This window comes from Pseudomonas sp. A25(2017), assembly GCF_002001065.1.
GTDB classification, from domain to species: Bacteria; Pseudomonadota; Gammaproteobacteria; order Pseudomonadales; family Pseudomonadaceae; genus Aquipseudomonas; species Aquipseudomonas kilonensis.
The window spans coordinates 143,087-159,268 of record NZ_MUOA01000061.1; the positions used below are offsets into that span (position 1 = coordinate 143,087).

Annotated in this window: 13 protein-coding genes; 2 read left to right on the forward strand and 11 right to left on the reverse strand. The window is 61.3% G+C overall.

The genetic code is table 11. From position 1 onward, the window contains the following. Positions 1-370: 370 nt before the first annotated feature. The 4 genes from B0E42_RS14320 to B0E42_RS14335 are packed head-to-tail and all read right to left on the reverse strand — an operon-like array spanning position 371 to position 3,839. Positions 371-1,528, reverse strand: coding sequence for a betaine/proline/choline family ABC transporter ATP-binding protein (locus B0E42_RS14320; protein ID WP_053185680.1), 1,158 nt, complete (start codon positions 1,526-1,528; stop codon positions 371-373). Further along, positions 1,525-2,178, reverse strand: a complete 654-nt coding sequence (locus tag B0E42_RS14325; RefSeq protein WP_018611336.1) for an ABC transporter permease — start codon at positions 2,176-2,178, stop codon at positions 1,525-1,527. The genes B0E42_RS14320 and B0E42_RS14325 overlap by 4 nt, the downstream gene beginning before the upstream one ends. Positions 2,179-2,193: 15 nt before the next feature. Beyond that, a complete protein-coding gene (locus tag B0E42_RS14330; RefSeq protein WP_077506695.1) occupies positions 2,194-3,096 on the reverse strand; it encodes a glycine betaine ABC transporter substrate-binding protein in 903 nt (300 codons plus the stop codon). Positions 3,097-3,122: 26 nt separating this feature from the next. Continuing rightward, complete coding sequence (locus tag B0E42_RS14335; protein ID WP_018611332.1) at positions 3,123-3,839, reverse strand: ABC transporter permease; 717 nt, start codon at positions 3,837-3,839, stop codon at positions 3,123-3,125. Between the two features lie 331 nt (positions 3,840-4,170). Here B0E42_RS14335 and B0E42_RS14340 point away from each other — a divergent pair, with 331 nt between their 5' ends. Further along, positions 4,171-5,754 (forward strand): peptide chain release factor 3, encoded by a 1,584-nt coding sequence (locus B0E42_RS14340; protein ID WP_018611329.1) that lies wholly within the window; start codon positions 4,171-4,173, stop codon positions 5,752-5,754. A 970-nt stretch (positions 5,755-6,724) separates the two neighbouring features. Further along, complete coding sequence (locus tag B0E42_RS14345) at positions 6,725-6,994, forward strand: hypothetical protein (RefSeq protein WP_053179968.1); 270 nt, start codon at positions 6,725-6,727, stop codon at positions 6,992-6,994. A gap of 178 nt (positions 6,995-7,172) precedes the next feature. Here the strand turns inward: B0E42_RS14345 and B0E42_RS14350 are convergent, their stop codons facing one another. From B0E42_RS14350 to B0E42_RS14380, 7 genes are all read right to left on the reverse strand, one after another. Further along, positions 7,173-8,153, reverse strand: a complete 981-nt coding sequence (locus B0E42_RS14350) for a peptide ABC transporter ATP-binding protein (RefSeq protein ID WP_014336598.1) — start codon at positions 8,151-8,153, stop codon at positions 7,173-7,175. After that, positions 8,153-9,121 (reverse strand): ABC transporter ATP-binding protein, encoded by a 969-nt coding sequence (locus B0E42_RS14355; RefSeq protein WP_014336599.1) that lies wholly within the window; start codon positions 9,119-9,121, stop codon positions 8,153-8,155. Before B0E42_RS14355 ends, B0E42_RS14350 begins: the two co-directional genes overlap by 1 nt. Before the next feature lie 10 nt (positions 9,122-9,131). After that, positions 9,132-10,043, reverse strand: a complete 912-nt coding sequence (locus B0E42_RS14360; protein ID WP_077506696.1) for an ABC transporter permease subunit — start codon at positions 10,041-10,043, stop codon at positions 9,132-9,134. Positions 10,044-10,053: 10 nt separating this feature from the next. Then, positions 10,054-11,064 carry an ABC transporter permease subunit gene (locus B0E42_RS14365; RefSeq protein WP_014336601.1) on the reverse strand — a complete coding sequence of 337 codons (1,011 nt, stop codon included), beginning with the start codon at positions 11,062-11,064 and terminating at the stop codon, positions 10,054-10,056. 74 nt (positions 11,065-11,138) lie between these two features. Then, positions 11,139-12,734: an ABC transporter substrate-binding protein gene (locus B0E42_RS14370; RefSeq protein ID WP_077506697.1), complete on the reverse strand. Its 1,596-nt coding sequence runs from the start codon at positions 12,732-12,734 to the stop codon at positions 11,139-11,141. A 75-nt stretch (positions 12,735-12,809) separates the two neighbouring features. After that, positions 12,810-14,183: an OprD family porin gene (locus tag B0E42_RS14375; protein WP_018604496.1), complete on the reverse strand. Its 1,374-nt coding sequence runs from the start codon at positions 14,181-14,183 to the stop codon at positions 12,810-12,812. 173 nt (positions 14,184-14,356) lie between these two features. Further along, positions 14,357-15,958 (reverse strand): ABC transporter substrate-binding protein, encoded by a 1,602-nt coding sequence (locus B0E42_RS14380; protein ID WP_077506698.1) that lies wholly within the window; start codon positions 15,956-15,958, stop codon positions 14,357-14,359. Between the last annotated feature and the right edge of the window lie 224 nt (positions 15,959-16,182).

Genomic DNA, 16,182 nt, shown 5'->3' on the forward strand with positions numbered 1-16,182 from the left:
ACTTGAGCCGGATGGATCGTTTCCAGCATGGACGTTCGGCGCGAACTTTAGGGCGTGAGGGGCCTGAGATCAACTAAAAATGTCGCGTTTTTGCACACATCCGTCGTGCGGCCCGCGACAGCTCATGATGTAACCGACCTGCGTGACAGATTGATGTTCCCTTGGATTGGTATTCGACCTTGCTCAATATGGCTTTTGCCTTTGTGGCGAGGGGATTTATCCCCGCTGGGCTGCGCAGCAGCCCCATCCGGTTGGTTCGTCCTATCTGAATAAGCGTGTTGCCAGAGTTTTGGGGCTGCTTCGCAGCCCAACGGGGATAAATCCCCTCGCCACAAGCAAGCTCCCTCGCCACAAAAGCAGTCGTGGCCGATCAGGCCAACGCAGTCTCGGCCGGCGAGACAATGCTGGTCTTGCCCCCGCGCGAACGTCCGGAGCTCAGGTACTCGGCAATCGATTCCTGGGTCACTTCGCCGAGGAATACCCGCTCGGCATCCAGCACCGGCAGCCACGAGCGGTTGAACTCGTACATGCGCGACAGCAGGATCCGCAGATGTTCGTCGTAGACGGCGGTGGCGTTGAATTCGCGCAGGTATTGTCCGCAGGTGCCGGTCTGGCGGTGCAGGTCGCGACGGCGTACATACCCCAGGGCCTTGTTCTCGGCACAGGTGACCACCACGTAGCGACGGTCATGTTCGTCCATCAACTCCAGTGCCTCACCCACTGGCGTCTCGGGGCTGACCGACGGAGCGTTGTCCGCCGCGTCTTCGGCCTTGACCAGCAGCAGGCGCTTGAGCGTGCTGTCCTGGCCGACGAAGCTGCTGACGAACTCGTCGGCCGGATGCGCCAGCAGCGTGTCCGGGTGATCGAACTGGACCAGCTTGCCAGCGCGGAAGATCGCAATCTTGTCCCCCAGCTTGATCGCTTCGTCGATGTCGTGGCTGACCATGATCACGGTCTTGTTCAGCGCCCGTTGCATCTCGAAGAACTCGTTCTGGATCATCTCGCGGTTGATCGGGTCGACCGCGCCGAAGGGTTCGTCCATCAGCAGCAGCGGCGCATCGGCCGCCAGGGCACGGATCACGCCGATTCGTTGCTGTTGGCCACCGGACAGTTCACGGGGGTAGCGATGCAGGTACTGCTTGGGTTCGAGCTTGATCATGCTCATCAGCTCGCGGGCGCGGTCGTGGCATTTCTGCTTGTCCCAGCCGAGCAGGCGCGGGACGACGGTGATGTTTTCCTCGATGGTCATGTTCGGAAACAGGCCGATCTGCTGGATCACATAGCCGATGTTGCGGCGCAGGGTCACTTCGTCCAGGCCGGTGGTGTCTTCGCCGTTGATCAACACCTTGCCCGAGGTCGGCGGGATCAGGCGATTGATCATCTTCAGCGTGGTGCTTTTGCCACAGCCCGACGGCCCGAGGAACACGCAGATCTCGCCTTCGTTGACGGTCAGGTTCACCGAGTCCACGGCCTTGACGTCTTTGCCGTTGCTCTTGAAGGTTTTGCTGAGGTTTTGAAGTTCGATCATTTGAGGAGTCCTTTTGGGGTCAGCGAGCGTTGCAGCCATTGCAGAAGCAGGTCGGCGAAGATGGCCAGGAGACTGACCAGCACGGCGCCGACGATCAGCATCGACATGTCGCTGCGGCTGATGGAAGCGAGGATGAGCACGCCCAGGCCACCGGCACCGATGGTGGCGGCGATGGTCATGACGCCGATGTTCATGACCACGGCGGTGCGCACGCCGGCCAGGATCACCGGCACGGCGATGGGCAGTTCGACCATGCGCAGGCGCTGGGCGAAGGTCATGCCGATGCCACGGGCGGCCTCACGGATACCCGGTTCGACGCCGGTCAAGGCCAGGTAGGTGTTGCGCATGATCGGCAACAGCGAATAGAGAAACACCGCGGTGATCGCCGGCATCGGGCCCAGGCCTTGGCCGAACTTGGAATAGAACGGCAACAGCAGGCCGAACAGCGCAATCGACGGAATTGTCAGCAGCACCGTGGCGCTGGCCTGCAATGGGCCGGCGAGCGTCGGGAAGCGGGTCATGAAGATGCCCAGCGGCACACCGACAACAATGGCCAGGGTCACGGCGATGCCCACCAGGGTGATGTGCTGCCAAGTCAGGTGCAGTACCAGCGGCCAGTCCAGATGGGAAAAGGCGTCAAGAAAATCCATGGCTTTTCCTCCAGGTCATTGGGTTGAGAGCAGCGAATGCTGGCGCAGGAAATCAGCGGCAACGGTGGAAGGGCTTTCGTGGTTGACGTCCACGCGGGCGTTGAGCTGGCGCATGGTTGAGTCGTCGAACAGTTCGGCCAGGGGCTTGAGCTGCGCGGCCAGTTGCGGGTGCGTGTCGAGGTACGCCTGGCGCACCACCGGCGCGGCGGTGTAGTCGGGGAAGTAATGCTTGTCGTCTTCGAGCAACTTCAGCTTGAACGCGTTCAACCGGCCGTCGGTGGTGTACACCAGGCCGGCGAATACCTGGCCGTTGCGCAGGGCGGTGTAGACCAGGCCGGCGTCCATCTGCCGGATGTTCTTGCGGGTCAGGTTCATGCCGTATTGCTCGACCATGCCCGCCAGGCCATCGGAGCGGTTGGCGAACTCGGTGTCCAGGGCCACCAGATGGTTGTCATCGGCTTCGGCCTGCAGCACCGTGTTCAACTGGCTGATGCTGTTGATCTGCGGGTATTGGCGGGCGATTTTTTCCGGCAGGGCCAGGGCGTAGGTGTTGCTGAATTTCGACGGCGTCAGCCAGACCAGGCCTTTTTTCGCATCGAGTTCTTTCACCCGGGCGTAGGATTGGGCGCTGTCGAGTTTCTCCGTGACATGGTTGTAGGCCACCAGTGACACACCGGTGTATTCCCAGAGCATGTCCAGTTGCCCGGTTTCATGGGCGCTGCGGGCCAGGTTGCTGCCCAGGCCGCCGGTGATCTGCGCGTCGTAGCCCTTGCTGCGCAGGTATTGCGCGGTGATTTCCGCCAGCAGCGTCTGCTCGGTGAACACCCGGGCGCCAAGGCGAATCAGCGGTTTTTCAGCGGCTTGGGCGAATCCTGCGAACAGCAGGACGCAGCCCAGTATCAAGCTCAACTTCTTCATAAACGATTTCCTTTATCCAGCCGGGCTTATGACGGTCGCAGACCGCGTTCCAGCCAGAGACGGCTGGCCAGTGTCACCAGGCCGTCGAGCAGCAGCGCCAGCAGGGCGGTGCAGGCCGCGCCGAGCAACAGCTGCGGCTGGTTGTTCAAGGCGATGCCGGGGAAGATCAGGCTACCGAGGCTGTTGGCGCCGATCAGGAACGCCAGGGGCGCGGTGCCGACGTTGATCGCCAGGGCCACGCGCACGCCACCGACGATGATCGGCACGGCGTTGGGCAACTCGACTTTCCACAGCACCTGGCGCGGGGTCATGCCGATGCCGACGGCGGCTTCCTTGAGGGAGCCCTGGACGTTTTTCAGGCCTTCATAGGTGTTGCGCACGATGGGTAACAGCGAGGCGAGGAACAGGGCGAAGATGGCGGGACCGCTGCCGATGCCCAGGATGCCCAGGGCGATGGCCAGCACGGCCAGGGGCGGCACGGTGTTACCGATGTTGAACACTTGCATGAAGCGTTCGGCGCGCCCGACCAGGCCGGGGCGGCTGAGGGCGATGCCGGCGGGGATGCCCACGAGCAGGGCCGCCAGCATGGAGGCCAGGACAAGCAGCAGGTGCGCTTGCAGGTAGAACAGCAGATCGTCGTGGTAGCGTTGGATCGTATCGATGCCGATCCAGTGGACCAACAGGGCCAGGAGCGCGACGACGACCGCACCCCCGATAAGCCCTTTGCCATAGCGGATAGCCACAGGCGGACTCCTTTGTCTTTCAGTCGGCGCACGCGTTCCTGGGCGGCAAACCATCACTGGTTGCCGGGAAAACGTTCGCGAGAAGCAGCTCTTTTCATACCGGTAAAACGGCAGGTAAATCGAGCCATGAGCGCAGCCTCGTCAGGCTAACTTGCTGATTTTTCAGCCCCTGACGAATAGCCGTAACAGGGGGGTGGACGCCTCCACGCGGCAAAAGGTTCCCATGCTGGGGAAGATCTGGCCACCCTGGATGTGCTCAACGGTTCGGTTCCTGGCACAAGTTGAGCTATAATCGCCGCCCTTTTTTGAATCACCTGCCAGGCGATTTCCCATGACCAAACAGGCCGCCGAAGTCGCGAAACGCCGCACTTTCGCCATTATCTCCCACCCCGATGCCGGTAAGACCACCATCACCGAGAAGCTCTTGCTGATGGGCAAGGCGATTGCGGTCGCCGGCACGGTGAAGTCTCGCAAATCCGACCGCCATGCCACCTCCGACTGGATGGAAATGGAAAAGCAACGGGGTATTTCCATTACCACGTCGGTCATGCAGTTTCCGTATCGCGATCACATGATCAACCTGCTCGACACCCCGGGCCACGAAGACTTCTCCGAAGACACCTACCGCACCCTGACGGCAGTGGACTCGGCCTTGATGGTCCTCGACGGTGGTAAAGGCGTCGAGCCACGGACCATCGCGCTGATGGACGTCTGCCGTCTGCGGGACACGCCGATCGTCAGCTTCATCAACAAACTCGACCGCGACATCCGCGACCCGATCGAACTGCTCGACGAGATCGAAGCGGTCCTGAAGATCAAGGCCGCGCCGATCACCTGGCCGATCGGTTGCTACCGCGACTTCAAGGGCGTGTACCACCTGGCCGACGACTACATCATCGTCTACACCGCCGGTCACGGGCATGAGCGCACCGACGTCAAGATCATCGAGAAACTCGACTCCGATGAAGCGCGCGCGCACCTGGGCGACGAGTACGACCGTTTCGTCGACCAGTTGGAACTGGTGCAGGGCGCCTGCCATGAGTTCAACCAGCAGGAATTCATCGACGGTCAACTGACCCCGGTGTTCTTCGGTACCGCCCTGGGCAACTTCGGTGTGGACCATGTGCTCGACGCCGTGGTCAATTGGGCCCCGCGCCCGCTGGCCCGTGTCGCCAACGAGCGCACCGTGGAGCCGGTGGAAGAGAAGTTCGCAGGCTTCGTGTTCAAGATCCAGGCGAACATGGACCCCAAGCACCGCGACCGCATCGCCTTCATGCGCATCTGTTCCGGCAAATACGAAAAAGGCATGAAGATGCGCCATGTGCGCACCGGCAAGGACGTGCGCATCGGCGACGCCTTGACCTTCTTCTCCTCGGAACGCGAGCAACTGGAAGAAGCCTTTGCTGGCGACATCATCGGCCTGCATAACCACGGCACCATCCAGATCGGCGATACCTTCACCGAAGGCGAAACCCTGGGCTTCACCGGCATCCCGCACTTCGCCCCGGAACTGTTCCGCCGCGTGCGCCTGAAGGACCCGCTCAAGTCCAAGCAACTGCGCCAGGGCCTCCAGCAACTGGCCGAAGAAGGCGCCACCCAGGTGTTCTTCCCGGAGCGCAGCAACGACATCATCCTCGGCGCCGTCGGTGTGCTGCAGTTCGACGTCGTCGCCAGCCGCTTGAAAGAGGAATACAAGGTCGAGTGCTCCTACGAGCCGATCACCGTGTACTCCGCTCGTTGGATCGAATGCGACGACAAGAAGAAACTCGAGGAATTCTCCAACAAGGCCGTGGAAAACCTCGCGCTGGACGGCGGCGGTCACCTGACCTACCTAGCCCCCACCCGGGTCAACCTGGCGCTGATGGAAGAGCGCTGGCCGGACGTGAAATTCCGCGCGACGCGCGAGCATCACTAAGCGCTGAGTGTTGAAACCGAAACCCCGTTGCGAAAGCTGCGGGGTTTTTTATGGCCTGCCCCATATCCTGGGCATATATAACTCACTGTGGGAGCAAAGCTTGCTCGCGATAGCGGTGGGTCAGCTTGCCCGGATGTTGGATGTACTGGCCTCTTCGCGAGCAGGCTCGCTCCCACACTGGATCTTCAGTGGGCAAGAAACTTGTGTTTGGCACAGATCCCTCTGTGGGAGCGAGCTTGCTCGCGATAGCGGTGGGTCAGCTTGCCAGGATGTTGGATGTGCTGGCCTCTTCGCGAGCAAGCCCGCTCCCACACTGGATCTTCAGTGGGCAAGAAACTTGTGTTTGGCACAGATCCCCTGTGGGAGCGAGCTTGCTCGCGAAAGCGGCGGGTCAGCTTGCCTGGATGTTGGATGTGCCGCCGTCATCGCGAGCAGGCTCGCTCCCACACTGGTCTTGTGTCAGTCCTCAATCTCCCGGTTATCCATAGCCCCTGTGGATTTTCAGTGGGCAAGAAACTTGTGTTGGGCACAGATCCCTCTGTGGGAGCAAAGCTTGCTCGCGATGGCGGTGGGTCAGCTTGCCCGGATGTTGGATGTGCCGCCGTCATCGCGAGCAGGCTCGCTCCCACACTGGTCTTGTGTCAGTCCTCAATCTCCCGGTTATCCATAGCCCCTGTGGATTTTCAGTGGGCAAGAAACTTGTGTTGGGCACAGATCCCTCTGTGGGAGCAAAGCTTGCTCGCGATAGCGGGGTGTTGAATGTACTGGCGCCATCGCGGGCAAGCCTTGCTCCCACATGGGGTCCTGGCGTTAGTAGGTTTGGAGATAACGCTTATTCGAAACCAATCTGCCGGGCGGGGGCATTTATGGTGGTTCGGCAGCGTCCTATCTGGTGAACCGGCCTGTTCAGAACTAGATTTTCTTGAGCGCCGTCAGGCCCCGGCTTTATCCGGAAAAGAAGGAAGTGGCTATGAACAAGCTTCTACGCATGATGTTTTTGCTGAAGGTGTTGGTGATGCTGTCCCTGGGCTCCACGGCTGCGTGGGCCGAATGCGATGAGCATGAGAAGCACGCGTCGAGTGGCTCGGTGGTTCAAGGTGAGTTGATGCTGGCGGCAGCGGATTCGGATTCCGACGAGCAGGATGATGGCGACTCGAGTCCAGACGAGCCGGACGATGACGGAGCGCCCTCCGACGAGAGTGGAGACATGGGGGAAGAGGAGGGCGATAGCCAGACTTAAGACCCTTGGAAAAAAAAGCCCTCCTACCCGATCAAACAGCTGGTCGGGGGAGGGTTTTTTCATGTGTCAGGCTGATACACCGGGGAGGCTGTTTTGGGGGCCGCTTCGCGGCCCAGCGGGAGCAAGCTCCCTCGCCACAAGGGCTTTTCTGCCTTCAGTGCTTTGCTGCCTTTTAGCCTTACGCCGCACCTTCGAGGAACTGCTCGGCGTAATGACACGCCACCTGCCGGTTATCCAGCAAACGCAAGGCCGGCTCTTCAGTCTTGCAACGCTCGGTGGCGTACGGGCAGCGCTTGTGGAAGGCGCAGCCGGACGGCGGGTTGAGCGGGTTGGGCAGTTCGCCGACGATCTTGATCTTCGGCTTGTTCGGGTCCGGGTGGATGGTCGGGGTGGCCGACAGCAGCGCCTGGGTGTACGGGTGCAGCGGGCGGCTGTAGATGGACTCGTTGGGGCCCATTTCCACCGGACGGCCGAGGTACATCACCATCACGTCGTCGGCCACGTGCTGCACCACCGCCAGGTTGTGGGAAATGAACACGTAGGCGGTGTTGAATTCCTGCTGCAGGTCCATGAACAGGTTCAGCACCTGAGCCTGGATCGACACGTCCAGCGCCGACGTCGGTTCATCCGCCACCAGCACCTTGGGTTGCAGCATCATGGCGCGGGCCAGGGCGATGCGTTGGCGCTGGCCACCGGAGAACATGTGCGGGTAGCGCTGGTAATGCTCGGGGCGCAGGCCCACCTGCTTCATCATGGCCTGGACTTTTTCCCGTCGCTCGGTGGCCGACAGGCTGGTGTTGATCAGCAACGGCTCGGCTAACTGATCACCGATTTTCTGCCGTGGGTTGAGGGACGCGTAGGGGCTCTGGAACACCATCTGCACGTCTTTACGCAATTGCTTGCGTTCGGCCTTGTTGGCGCCGGTCACTTCCTGGCCGGCGATTTTCAGGGAGCCGGAGGACGGCTCTTCGATCAGCGTCAGGGCCCGGGCGAGGGTGGATTTGCCGCAACCGGATTCGCCGACCACGGCCAGGGTCTTGCCGGCTTCGAGTTCGAACGACACACCGTTGAGGGCGCGCACGGTCGCATGGCCCTTGAACATGCCGCGGGACACTTCGTAATGACGGGTCAGGTCACGGGCGGTAAGTACGACGGCCATCACGCCACCTCCTGGTTCAGCGGGTAGAAGCAGCGGGCGAGGCTGTTGGATTTCGGATCGAGGGCCGGGCGTTGTTGACGGCAGTTGTCCTGCACGTACGGGCAGCGCGGCGACAGCAGGCAGCCTTGTGGACGGTCGTAGCGACCGGGTACGATGCCGGGCAAGGTCGCCAGGCGCTCGGCGCCCATGCTGTGCTCTGGAATCGCCGCCAGCAGCGCTTCGCTGTAGGGGTGGGCCGGAATGTCGAACAGCTGCGGCACCTGGCCCACTTCCACGGCTTGGCCGGCGTACATCACGCACACGCGCTGGGCGGTTTCAGCCACCACCGCGAGGTCGTGGGTGATCAGCACCAGGCCCATGTCCTGTTCTTTTTGCAGGGCCAGCAGCAGGTCCATGATCTGCGCCTGGATGGTCACGTCCAGGGCGGTGGTCGGTTCGTCGGCGATCAGCAGCTTCGGCTCGCCGGCAATCGCCATGGCAATCGCCACACGCTGGCTCATGCCGCCGGACAGTTGATGCGGGTAGGCGTCCATGCGGCTGGCGGCGCCGGGGATCTCGACTTTTTCCAGCAGTTCGATGGCGCGCTTGCGGGCGGCCTTGCCGGACATCTTCAGGTGCAGGCGCAGCACTTCTTCGATCTGGAAACCCACGGTGTAGCTGGGATTGAGCGCGGTCATCGGGTCCTGGAAGACCATCGCCAGGTCCTTGCCGACGATCTGCCGGCGCTGGCGGTTGCTCAGCTTGAGCATGTTCTTGCCGTCGAAGTTCAGCGCGTCGGCGGTGACGATGCCGGGGTGCTCGATCAGGCCCATCAGCGCCATCATGGTCACGGATTTACCCGAGCCCGATTCGCCGACGATCGCCAGGACTTCGCCTTTTTCCACGCTCAGGTCGAGGCCGTCGACCACCGGCACGGCGGTGGCGTCGCCGAAGCGGACGTTGAGATTCTTGATTTCTAGCAGTGACATGGGAATCTCCTCAGGCGGCATTCTTGAGTTTCGGGTCCAGCGCATCGCGCAGCCCGTCGCCCATCAGGTTGATTGCCAGCACGCTGAGCAAAATGGTCAAGCCAGGCAGGCTCACGACCCACCAGGCGCGTTCGATGTAGTCGCGGGCCGAAGCCAGCATGGTGCCCCACTCCGGGGTCGGCGGCTGCACGCCGAGGCCGAGGAAGCCCAGGGCGGCGGCGTCGAGGATCGCCGAGGAAAAGCTCAGCGTTGCCTGGACGATCAGCGGTGCCATGCAGTTGGGCAGCACGGTGATGAACATCAGGCGCGGCAGGCCGGCACCGGCCAGGCGGGCGGCGGTCACGTAGTCGCGGTTCAGTTCGCCCATCACGGCGGCACGGGTCAGGCGCACGTAGGACGGCAACGAGACGATGGCGATGGCGATCACGGTGTTGATCAGGCCTGGGCCGAGGATGGCGACGATCGCCACGGCCAGCAGCAGCGAAGGCAGGGCGAGCATGATGTCCATCAAACGCATGATGGTCGGGCCGAGCAGGCGCGGGAAAAATCCGGCGAACAGCCCCAGCAGGATGCCCGGGATCAGCGACATCACCACCGACGACAAGCCGATCAGCAGCGACAGGCGCGAACCCTGGATCAGGCGCGACAGCAAGTCACGGCCCAGCTCGTCGGTGCCCAGCAGGAACTGGATCTGCCCGCCTTCAAGCCACGCCGGCGGCGTCAGCAGGAATTCGCGGTACTGCTCGCTCGGGTCGTGAGGCGCGACCCACGGCGCGAAGAGCGCGCAGAACACGATCAAGGTCATGAACAGCAGCCCGGCCACGGCGCCCTTGTTGCGGGAAAACGCGTGCCAGAATTCTTTGTACGGGGATGGGTACAGCAGGCTTTGATCGACTGCTACCGCGGTAGTTGGAGTACTCATGGTTTTGATCTCAGCGCTGGTGACGGATGCGTGGGTTGGCAAAGCCGTAGAGGATGTCCACGACGAAGTTGACCAGAATCACCAGGCAGGCGATTAACAGGATGCCGTTCTGCACCACGGGATAGTCCCGGGCGCCGATGGCTTCGATCAGCCACTTGCCGATGCCCGGCCAGGAGAAGATCGTTTCGGTCAGGACCGCACCGGCCAGCAGCGTGCCGACTTGCAGGCCGACCACGGTCAGCACCGGGATCAGCGCGTTGCGCAGGCCGTGCACGAACACCACGCGCGACGGCGACAGGCCTTTGGCGCGGGCGGTGCGGATGTAGTCTTCGCGCAGCACTTCGAGCATCGAAGAGCGGGTCATGCGGGCGATCACCGCCAACGGAATGGTGCCCAGCACGATGGCCGGCAGGATCAGGTGATGCAGCGCATCGAGAAACGCGCCCGGCTCATCGGCCAGCAGCGTGTCGATCAGCATGAAGCCGGTTTTCGGCTCGATGTCGTAGAGCAGGTCGATCCGTCCCGACACCGGCGTCCAGCCCAGGGACACCGAGAAGAACATGATCAGGATCAGGCCCCACCAGAAGATCGGCATCGAATACCCCGCCAGGGAGATGCCCATCACCCCATGGTCGAACAGGGACCCTCGCTTGAGTGCCGCGATCACCCCGGCCAGCAGGCCCAGGATACCGGCGAACAACAGCGCGGCCATGGACAGTTCCAGGGTCGCGGGAAATAGTGAACTGAACTCGGTCCATACGCTTTCACGGGTACGCAGCGATTCGCCGAGGTCGCCGTGGGCCAGTTTGCCGATGTAGTCCAGGTACTGGGCATACAGCGGTTTGTTGAGGCCAAGGCGTTCCATTGCCTGTGCATGCATTTCGGGATCGACCCGACGTTCGCCCATCATCACTTCCACGGGGTCGCCGGGGATCATGCGAATCAACGCGAAGGTCAGCAAGGTGATGCCGAAGAACGTGGGGATCAATAATCCCAGTCGGCGGGCAATAAAACTAAACATCTTCAGGTGTACCTCATCAGCCGGTTAGGCGTGCCCGGCAATCCCTGGGGTAGGGGCGCCGGGCGTCTTCTTATCTACTTCACCTGGGTGGTGGCGAAGTTGTTGGTGGTGAGCGGGCTAATCACGTAGCCCTCTACGTTGTTGCGCATTGCAGTGAACATGCGGGTGTGGGCCATGCTGATCCAGGGTTGGTCCTGGTTGAAAATCACCTGGGCCTGTTCATAGAGCTTGATGCGCTCCTCGGGGTTCACTGTGGCGCGAGCCTGGTCGATCAGCGCCTGGAATTTCTCGTTGCACCAACGCGCGTAGTTTTCGCCGTTCTTGGCGGCCTCGCAACTGAGCATAGGCGTCAGGAAGTTGTCCGGGTCGCCGTTGTCGCCCGCCCATCCGGCGGACACCATGTCGTGCTCGCCGTTTTTCGCGCGCTTGAGCATTTCGCCCCATTCCATCACGCGGATGTCGACCTTGATCCCGACCTTGGCCAGGTCCGCCTGCATCATCTGCGCGCCGAGCATCGGGTTGGGGTTGGTCGGGCCGCCGCCGTTGCGGGTGAACAGGGTGAACACGGTGCCTTGCGGCACGCCGGCTTCCTTGAGCAGCTGGCGAGCCTTGTCCAGGTCGCGGGTCGGGTTCTTCAGGTCGTGGTTGAAGCCCAGCAGGGTCGGCGGGTACGGGTTGACCGCTGCGGTGGCGTTGCCCTTGCCGAACAGCGCGTTGACGTAGGCCTCCTTGTCGAACGCCAGGTCGATGGCTTTGCGCACCCGCACGTCGCTCATGTATTTGTGGCTGGTATTCATGGCGGTGTAGGAGACGGTCATCGCGTCCAGCTCGGCGACCTTCAGGTTCGGGTCTTTCTTGATGCTGGGGATGTCATCGGGTTTTGGATACAGCGCGATCTGGCACTCGTTGGTCTTGAGCTTCTGCATGCGCACGTTGTTGTCGGTGGCGATGGCCAATACCAGCGCATCGGCCGGCGGCTTGCCCCGGAAGTAGTCCGGGTTGGCCTTGAAGCGAACCTGGGCGTCCTTGTTGTAGCGCTGGAAGACGAACGGCCCGGTGCCGACTGGCTTGCTGTTGAGATCGCCGGTCTTGCCGGCCTTGAGCAACTGGTCAGCGTATTCGGCCGGGTAGATCGACGAGAAGGCCATGGCGATGTCAGCCAGGAACGGCGCTTCGCGACGGGTCAGGCTGAACTTGACCGTGTGTTCGTCGACTTTCTCGACGCTCTTGAGCAGTTCCTTGAAGCCCATGCTTTCAAAGTAGGGGAAGCCCACGCTCGACAGTTTGTGCCACGGGTGGTTCGGGTCCAGCTGGCGCTGGAAGCTCCAGACCACGTCGTCGGCGTTCATGTCGCGGGTCGGCTTGAAGTATTCGGTGGTGTGGAACTTGACGCCCTTGCGCAGGTGGAAGGTGTACGTCAGGCCATCGTCACTGATGTCCCAGGATTCGGCCAGGGCCGGAATCACTTCGGTGGTGCCGGGCTTGAAATCGGCCAGGCGATTGAAAATGGTTTCCGCCACGGCGTCGGCGGTGACTGCAGTCGTGTATTGGACCATGTCGAAGCCTTCCGGGCTGGCTTCTGTGCAAACCACCAGGGGTTTGGCCGTGGCGCCAACGGCGACACTCAGCAACGCGGCGGCGATGACGGCGCGTAGGGGAATCATGTTCATCGTCAATCCTCTGCAATCGGGTAATTGGCAAAAGACCGGACGGGCGACCTTGTGAGTCGACCGCCCGGTGGCAGTTTAGAGAATGTTGAACGGGATGGTGGTGACCAGGCGGAACTCGTTGATGCTGCCATCGAGCTGATTACGGCTGGAGCGGTGTTCTGTGTAGGTGGCACGGATCGCCGTGGCCTTCAGAGGACCGCTTTGTACGGCGTAGGAAGCGCCGACGCCGGTTTCATAGTGGTTTTCATCGTTCAGGCCGCGCACGTCATAGGCGGTGCCGGTGTAGTGGGTGCCGTCGATGCCCCAGCCGCGAGCGCGGTAGACGTTGAACTTCAGGCCTGGCACGCCATATTCGGCCATGTTGATGCCGTAGGCGATCTGGAAGGATTTCTCGTTCGGGCCGTTGAAGTCCGACAGCAGGGAGTTGGCCAGGTAGATGCCGTTGGTTTCGTGCAGGTAGTCGAAGTATTCGTTACCGTTCACGGCCTGGTAAGAGAAGGTCAAGCTGTGAGCCTGGTGGGTCAGGCCCAACGACAGAGAGTAGGTATCGTTGTCGATTTCACCCATCTCTTTTTTGCCTTCATCCACGGTCTTGTAGTAGTTCAGACCGGTCGTCAGCGCCAGCACCGATGCGTCGCCCAACTCGTGGGTGGCGCCGAAGTAGTACTGGTTCCAGAAATCTTCGACCTTGGACGCGTACAGGCTGGTCTTCAGGCTCTTGAGCGGCTGATAGTTCAGGCCGACGACGCTGACCTTATCGGTTTCAGCATTGTTGTTGGTGTATTCGGAGCGGAATTTCGACAGGCTCTGTTCGGTCCGTGGAGATACGCGGTCAAACACGCCGGCGTCGAACGAGAGGTTGCTGAACTCTTCGCTGTGCAGGCTTACACCTTCGAAGCTCGAAGGCAGCGCACGGTTGCCGATCACATCGACGATCGGGGTACTGAAGTTCTGGCGACCGGCGGTCAGCGTGGTATTGGAAACCCGCGCCTTGACGTTGGCCAGGCCCAGCTTGCTCCATTGGTCCACGGCCTCGCCGTTGTTCTCGGCCAGCGTACGGTTGCCGCCGTTGGCGATATCCTTGCGGCTGCGGTCCAAGACCACGGCGTTGTAGGCAGCGACTTCGGTACTGAAGCCTACGGTGCCTTGGGTAAAGCCCGAGGTGTAATTGAGGATGGTGCCCTGAACCCAGTTGATACGACGATCGGTGGGACGTGTCTCGCCGTGTTTCTGGTAACTGAAATTGCCCCGTTTCAGCAGCTCGTTGGCGTACCAGTTACGCGTGGTGCCTGACAGGCTTTGGCCATCGAGGAAACCCTTGGCTTCGGATTGGGCGCTGGTGCTCGCCAGTTCGGTCGGAACGAAATCCTGGCTCTGGGATTCTGCGAACGCTGTTGCGCTAATGCTGCTGATGGCCAGGGCCAGTATCGCGGTGCTGCTCAGTTTCATGGGTAACGCTCCTTTTCTTTCTTTTTAATGCCGTTCTTTTTTGGTGATACGGCTATCGGTTTTTGCAACTCATTCACAGCTAGCAAACGTTTGCATGGCGCCTGATCGGCGAATTCAGGCAAGACGTCTGCGTGAGGGCTTCCAAAGGAAACCCTCGCTGTGTGGCTATACGGTTATGGGTTCAGGCTGACGCCCGAGAACACGTTACGACCGAAGGGGCTGACTTTGAACCCTTCGACTTTGGCACTCAGCGGCTGGTTGACCGTCGAGTGGGCAACAGGGGTGATCGGCACTTGCTGCTTGAGCAACTGCTGGGCCTGTTTGTAGAGCACGGTGCGCTGGTCGCGGTCGGTGACGACCTTGGCCTGCTTGATCAGCTTGTCGTAGTCCTGGTCACACCACATGGAGTAGTTGTTGCCACCAATGGCATCGCAGCTGTACAGCGTGCCCAACCAGTTGTCCGGGTCCCCGTTGTCGCCGGTCCAGCCGATCAGGCTGATGTCGTGCTCGCCGTTCTTGGTGCGCTTGATGTACTCGCCCCATTCATAGCTGACGATCTTCACCTTCAGACCGATCTTCGCCCAGTCGGCCTGGAGCATTTCGGCCATCAGCTTGGCGTTGGGGTTGTACGGGCGCTGCACGGGCATGGCCCAGAGGGTGATTTCGGTGCCTTCCTTGACCCCGGCGGCCTTGAGCAGCTCCTTGGCTTTTTCCGGGTTGTAGGGCACGTCCTTGATGGTGTCGTCGTAAGACCATTGGGTCGGCGGCATGGCGTTCTGCGCCAGTTGCCCCGCGCCCTGATACACGGCATTGAGAATGCCTTGCTTGTTCACCGCCATGTCCAGCGCCCGGCGCACGTCGACCTGGTCGAACGGCTTGTGGCGGGTGTTATAGGCGATGTAGCCCAGGTTGAAGCCGGGCTTCTCGATCAGCTGCAACTTGGGGTCGTTCTTCAAGGCTGGTACGTCGGCCGGACGCGGATGCAGGGTGACCTGGCATTCGTTGGCCTTGAGCTTCTGCACCCGCACCGAGGCGTCGGTGTTGATGGAGAAGATCAGGTTGTTCAGCTTGACCCGTTCCGGCGCCCAGTACTGCTGGTTGGCAACGTAGCGGATGTTGGAGTCTTTCTGGTAACTCTTGAACTCGAACGGCCCGGTGCCGATCGGCTTCTGGTTGATGTCGCTCGGTTTGCCGTTCTTGAGCAACTGGTCGGCGTATTCGGCCGACAGGATCGCGGCAAAACTCATGGCGATGTTCTGGATGAACGCGGCGTCCACGCTGTTGAGGGTCATGACCACGGTCAACGGCCCGGTCGCTTCCACCTTGGCGATGTTCTTGTTCAGGCTCATGCCGTTGAAGTACGGGAACTCGGTGGGGTAGGCCTTGCGGAACGGATGCTGCGGGTCAAGCATGCGGTTGAAGGTGAACAGCACGTCGTCGGCGTTGAAATCCCGGGTCGGTGTGAAGTAATCGGTGGTATGAAACTTCACCCCTTCGCGCAGGTGAAACGTGTACTTCAGGCCGTCTTCGGAAATGTCCCAGCTGGTCGCCAGGCCCGGGACGACATTGGTCGCGCCTTTTTCAAACTCGGCCAGGCGGTTGTACAGCGGCTCGGCGGCATCGTTGTCGGTGGCCGTGGTGTATTGCGCGGTGTCGAAACCGGCGGGGCTGCCTTCGGAACAGAACACCAGGCTGCCGCCAGCAGCCTGGGCTGCGGATGTCGCGGCCAACAGGCCGGTGCCCAGCAATGCGGATAAAACCAAGGTATGGCGCATGACGCTCCCTCTCTCGTTCGGGGTGTTTTACCAGTGAGCCGGTGTCTGTCCGAGGGCAGGTCCGGAGCACTGAGCTCATTCCATTGCGTAGCGATGCCGCAGGATCAGCAAGCCGTCCAGGCCCCGACGGTATGAGTCGTGGGCCTGGGGGTAAATGCGTAATGCCTGAAAGACTTGTGGGAAAAGGCGATACGTCCTAAACCAACTGCTGTGGTACGCAGTGC

Coding starts and splice junctions, on each gene's coding strand:
- B0E42_RS14320 (WP_053185680.1), bottom strand. CDS start 1,528: ATGATCGAACTTCAAAACCTCAGCAAAACCTTCAAGAGCAACGGCAAA.
- B0E42_RS14325 (WP_018611336.1), bottom strand. CDS start 2,178: ATGGATTTTCTTGACGCCTTTTCCCATCTGGACTGGCCGCTGGTACTG.
- B0E42_RS14330 (WP_077506695.1), bottom strand. CDS start 3,096: ATGAAGAAGTTGAGCTTGATACTGGGCTGCGTCCTGCTGTTCGCAGGA.
- B0E42_RS14340 (WP_018611329.1), top strand. CDS start 4,171: ATGACCAAACAGGCCGCCGAAGTCGCGAAACGCCGCACTTTCGCCATT.
- B0E42_RS14345 (WP_053179968.1), top strand. CDS start 6,725: ATGAACAAGCTTCTACGCATGATGTTTTTGCTGAAGGTGTTGGTGATG.
- B0E42_RS14350 (WP_014336598.1), bottom strand. CDS start 8,153: ATGGCCGTCGTACTTACCGCCCGTGACCTGACCCGTCATTACGAAGTG.
- B0E42_RS14355 (WP_014336599.1), bottom strand. CDS start 9,121: ATGTCACTGCTAGAAATCAAGAATCTCAACGTCCGCTTCGGCGACGCC.
- B0E42_RS14360 (WP_077506696.1), bottom strand. CDS start 10,043: ATGAGTACTCCAACTACCGCGGTAGCAGTCGATCAAAGCCTGCTGTAC.
- B0E42_RS14365 (WP_014336601.1), bottom strand. CDS start 11,064: ATGTTTAGTTTTATTGCCCGCCGACTGGGATTATTGATCCCCACGTTC.
- B0E42_RS14370 (WP_077506697.1), bottom strand. CDS start 12,734: ATGAACATGATTCCCCTACGCGCCGTCATCGCCGCCGCGTTGCTGAGT.
- B0E42_RS14375 (WP_018604496.1), bottom strand. CDS start 14,183: ATGAAACTGAGCAGCACCGCGATACTGGCCCTGGCCATCAGCAGCATT.
- B0E42_RS14380 (WP_077506698.1), bottom strand. CDS start 15,958: ATGCGCCATACCTTGGTTTTATCCGCATTGCTGGGCACCGGCCTGTTG.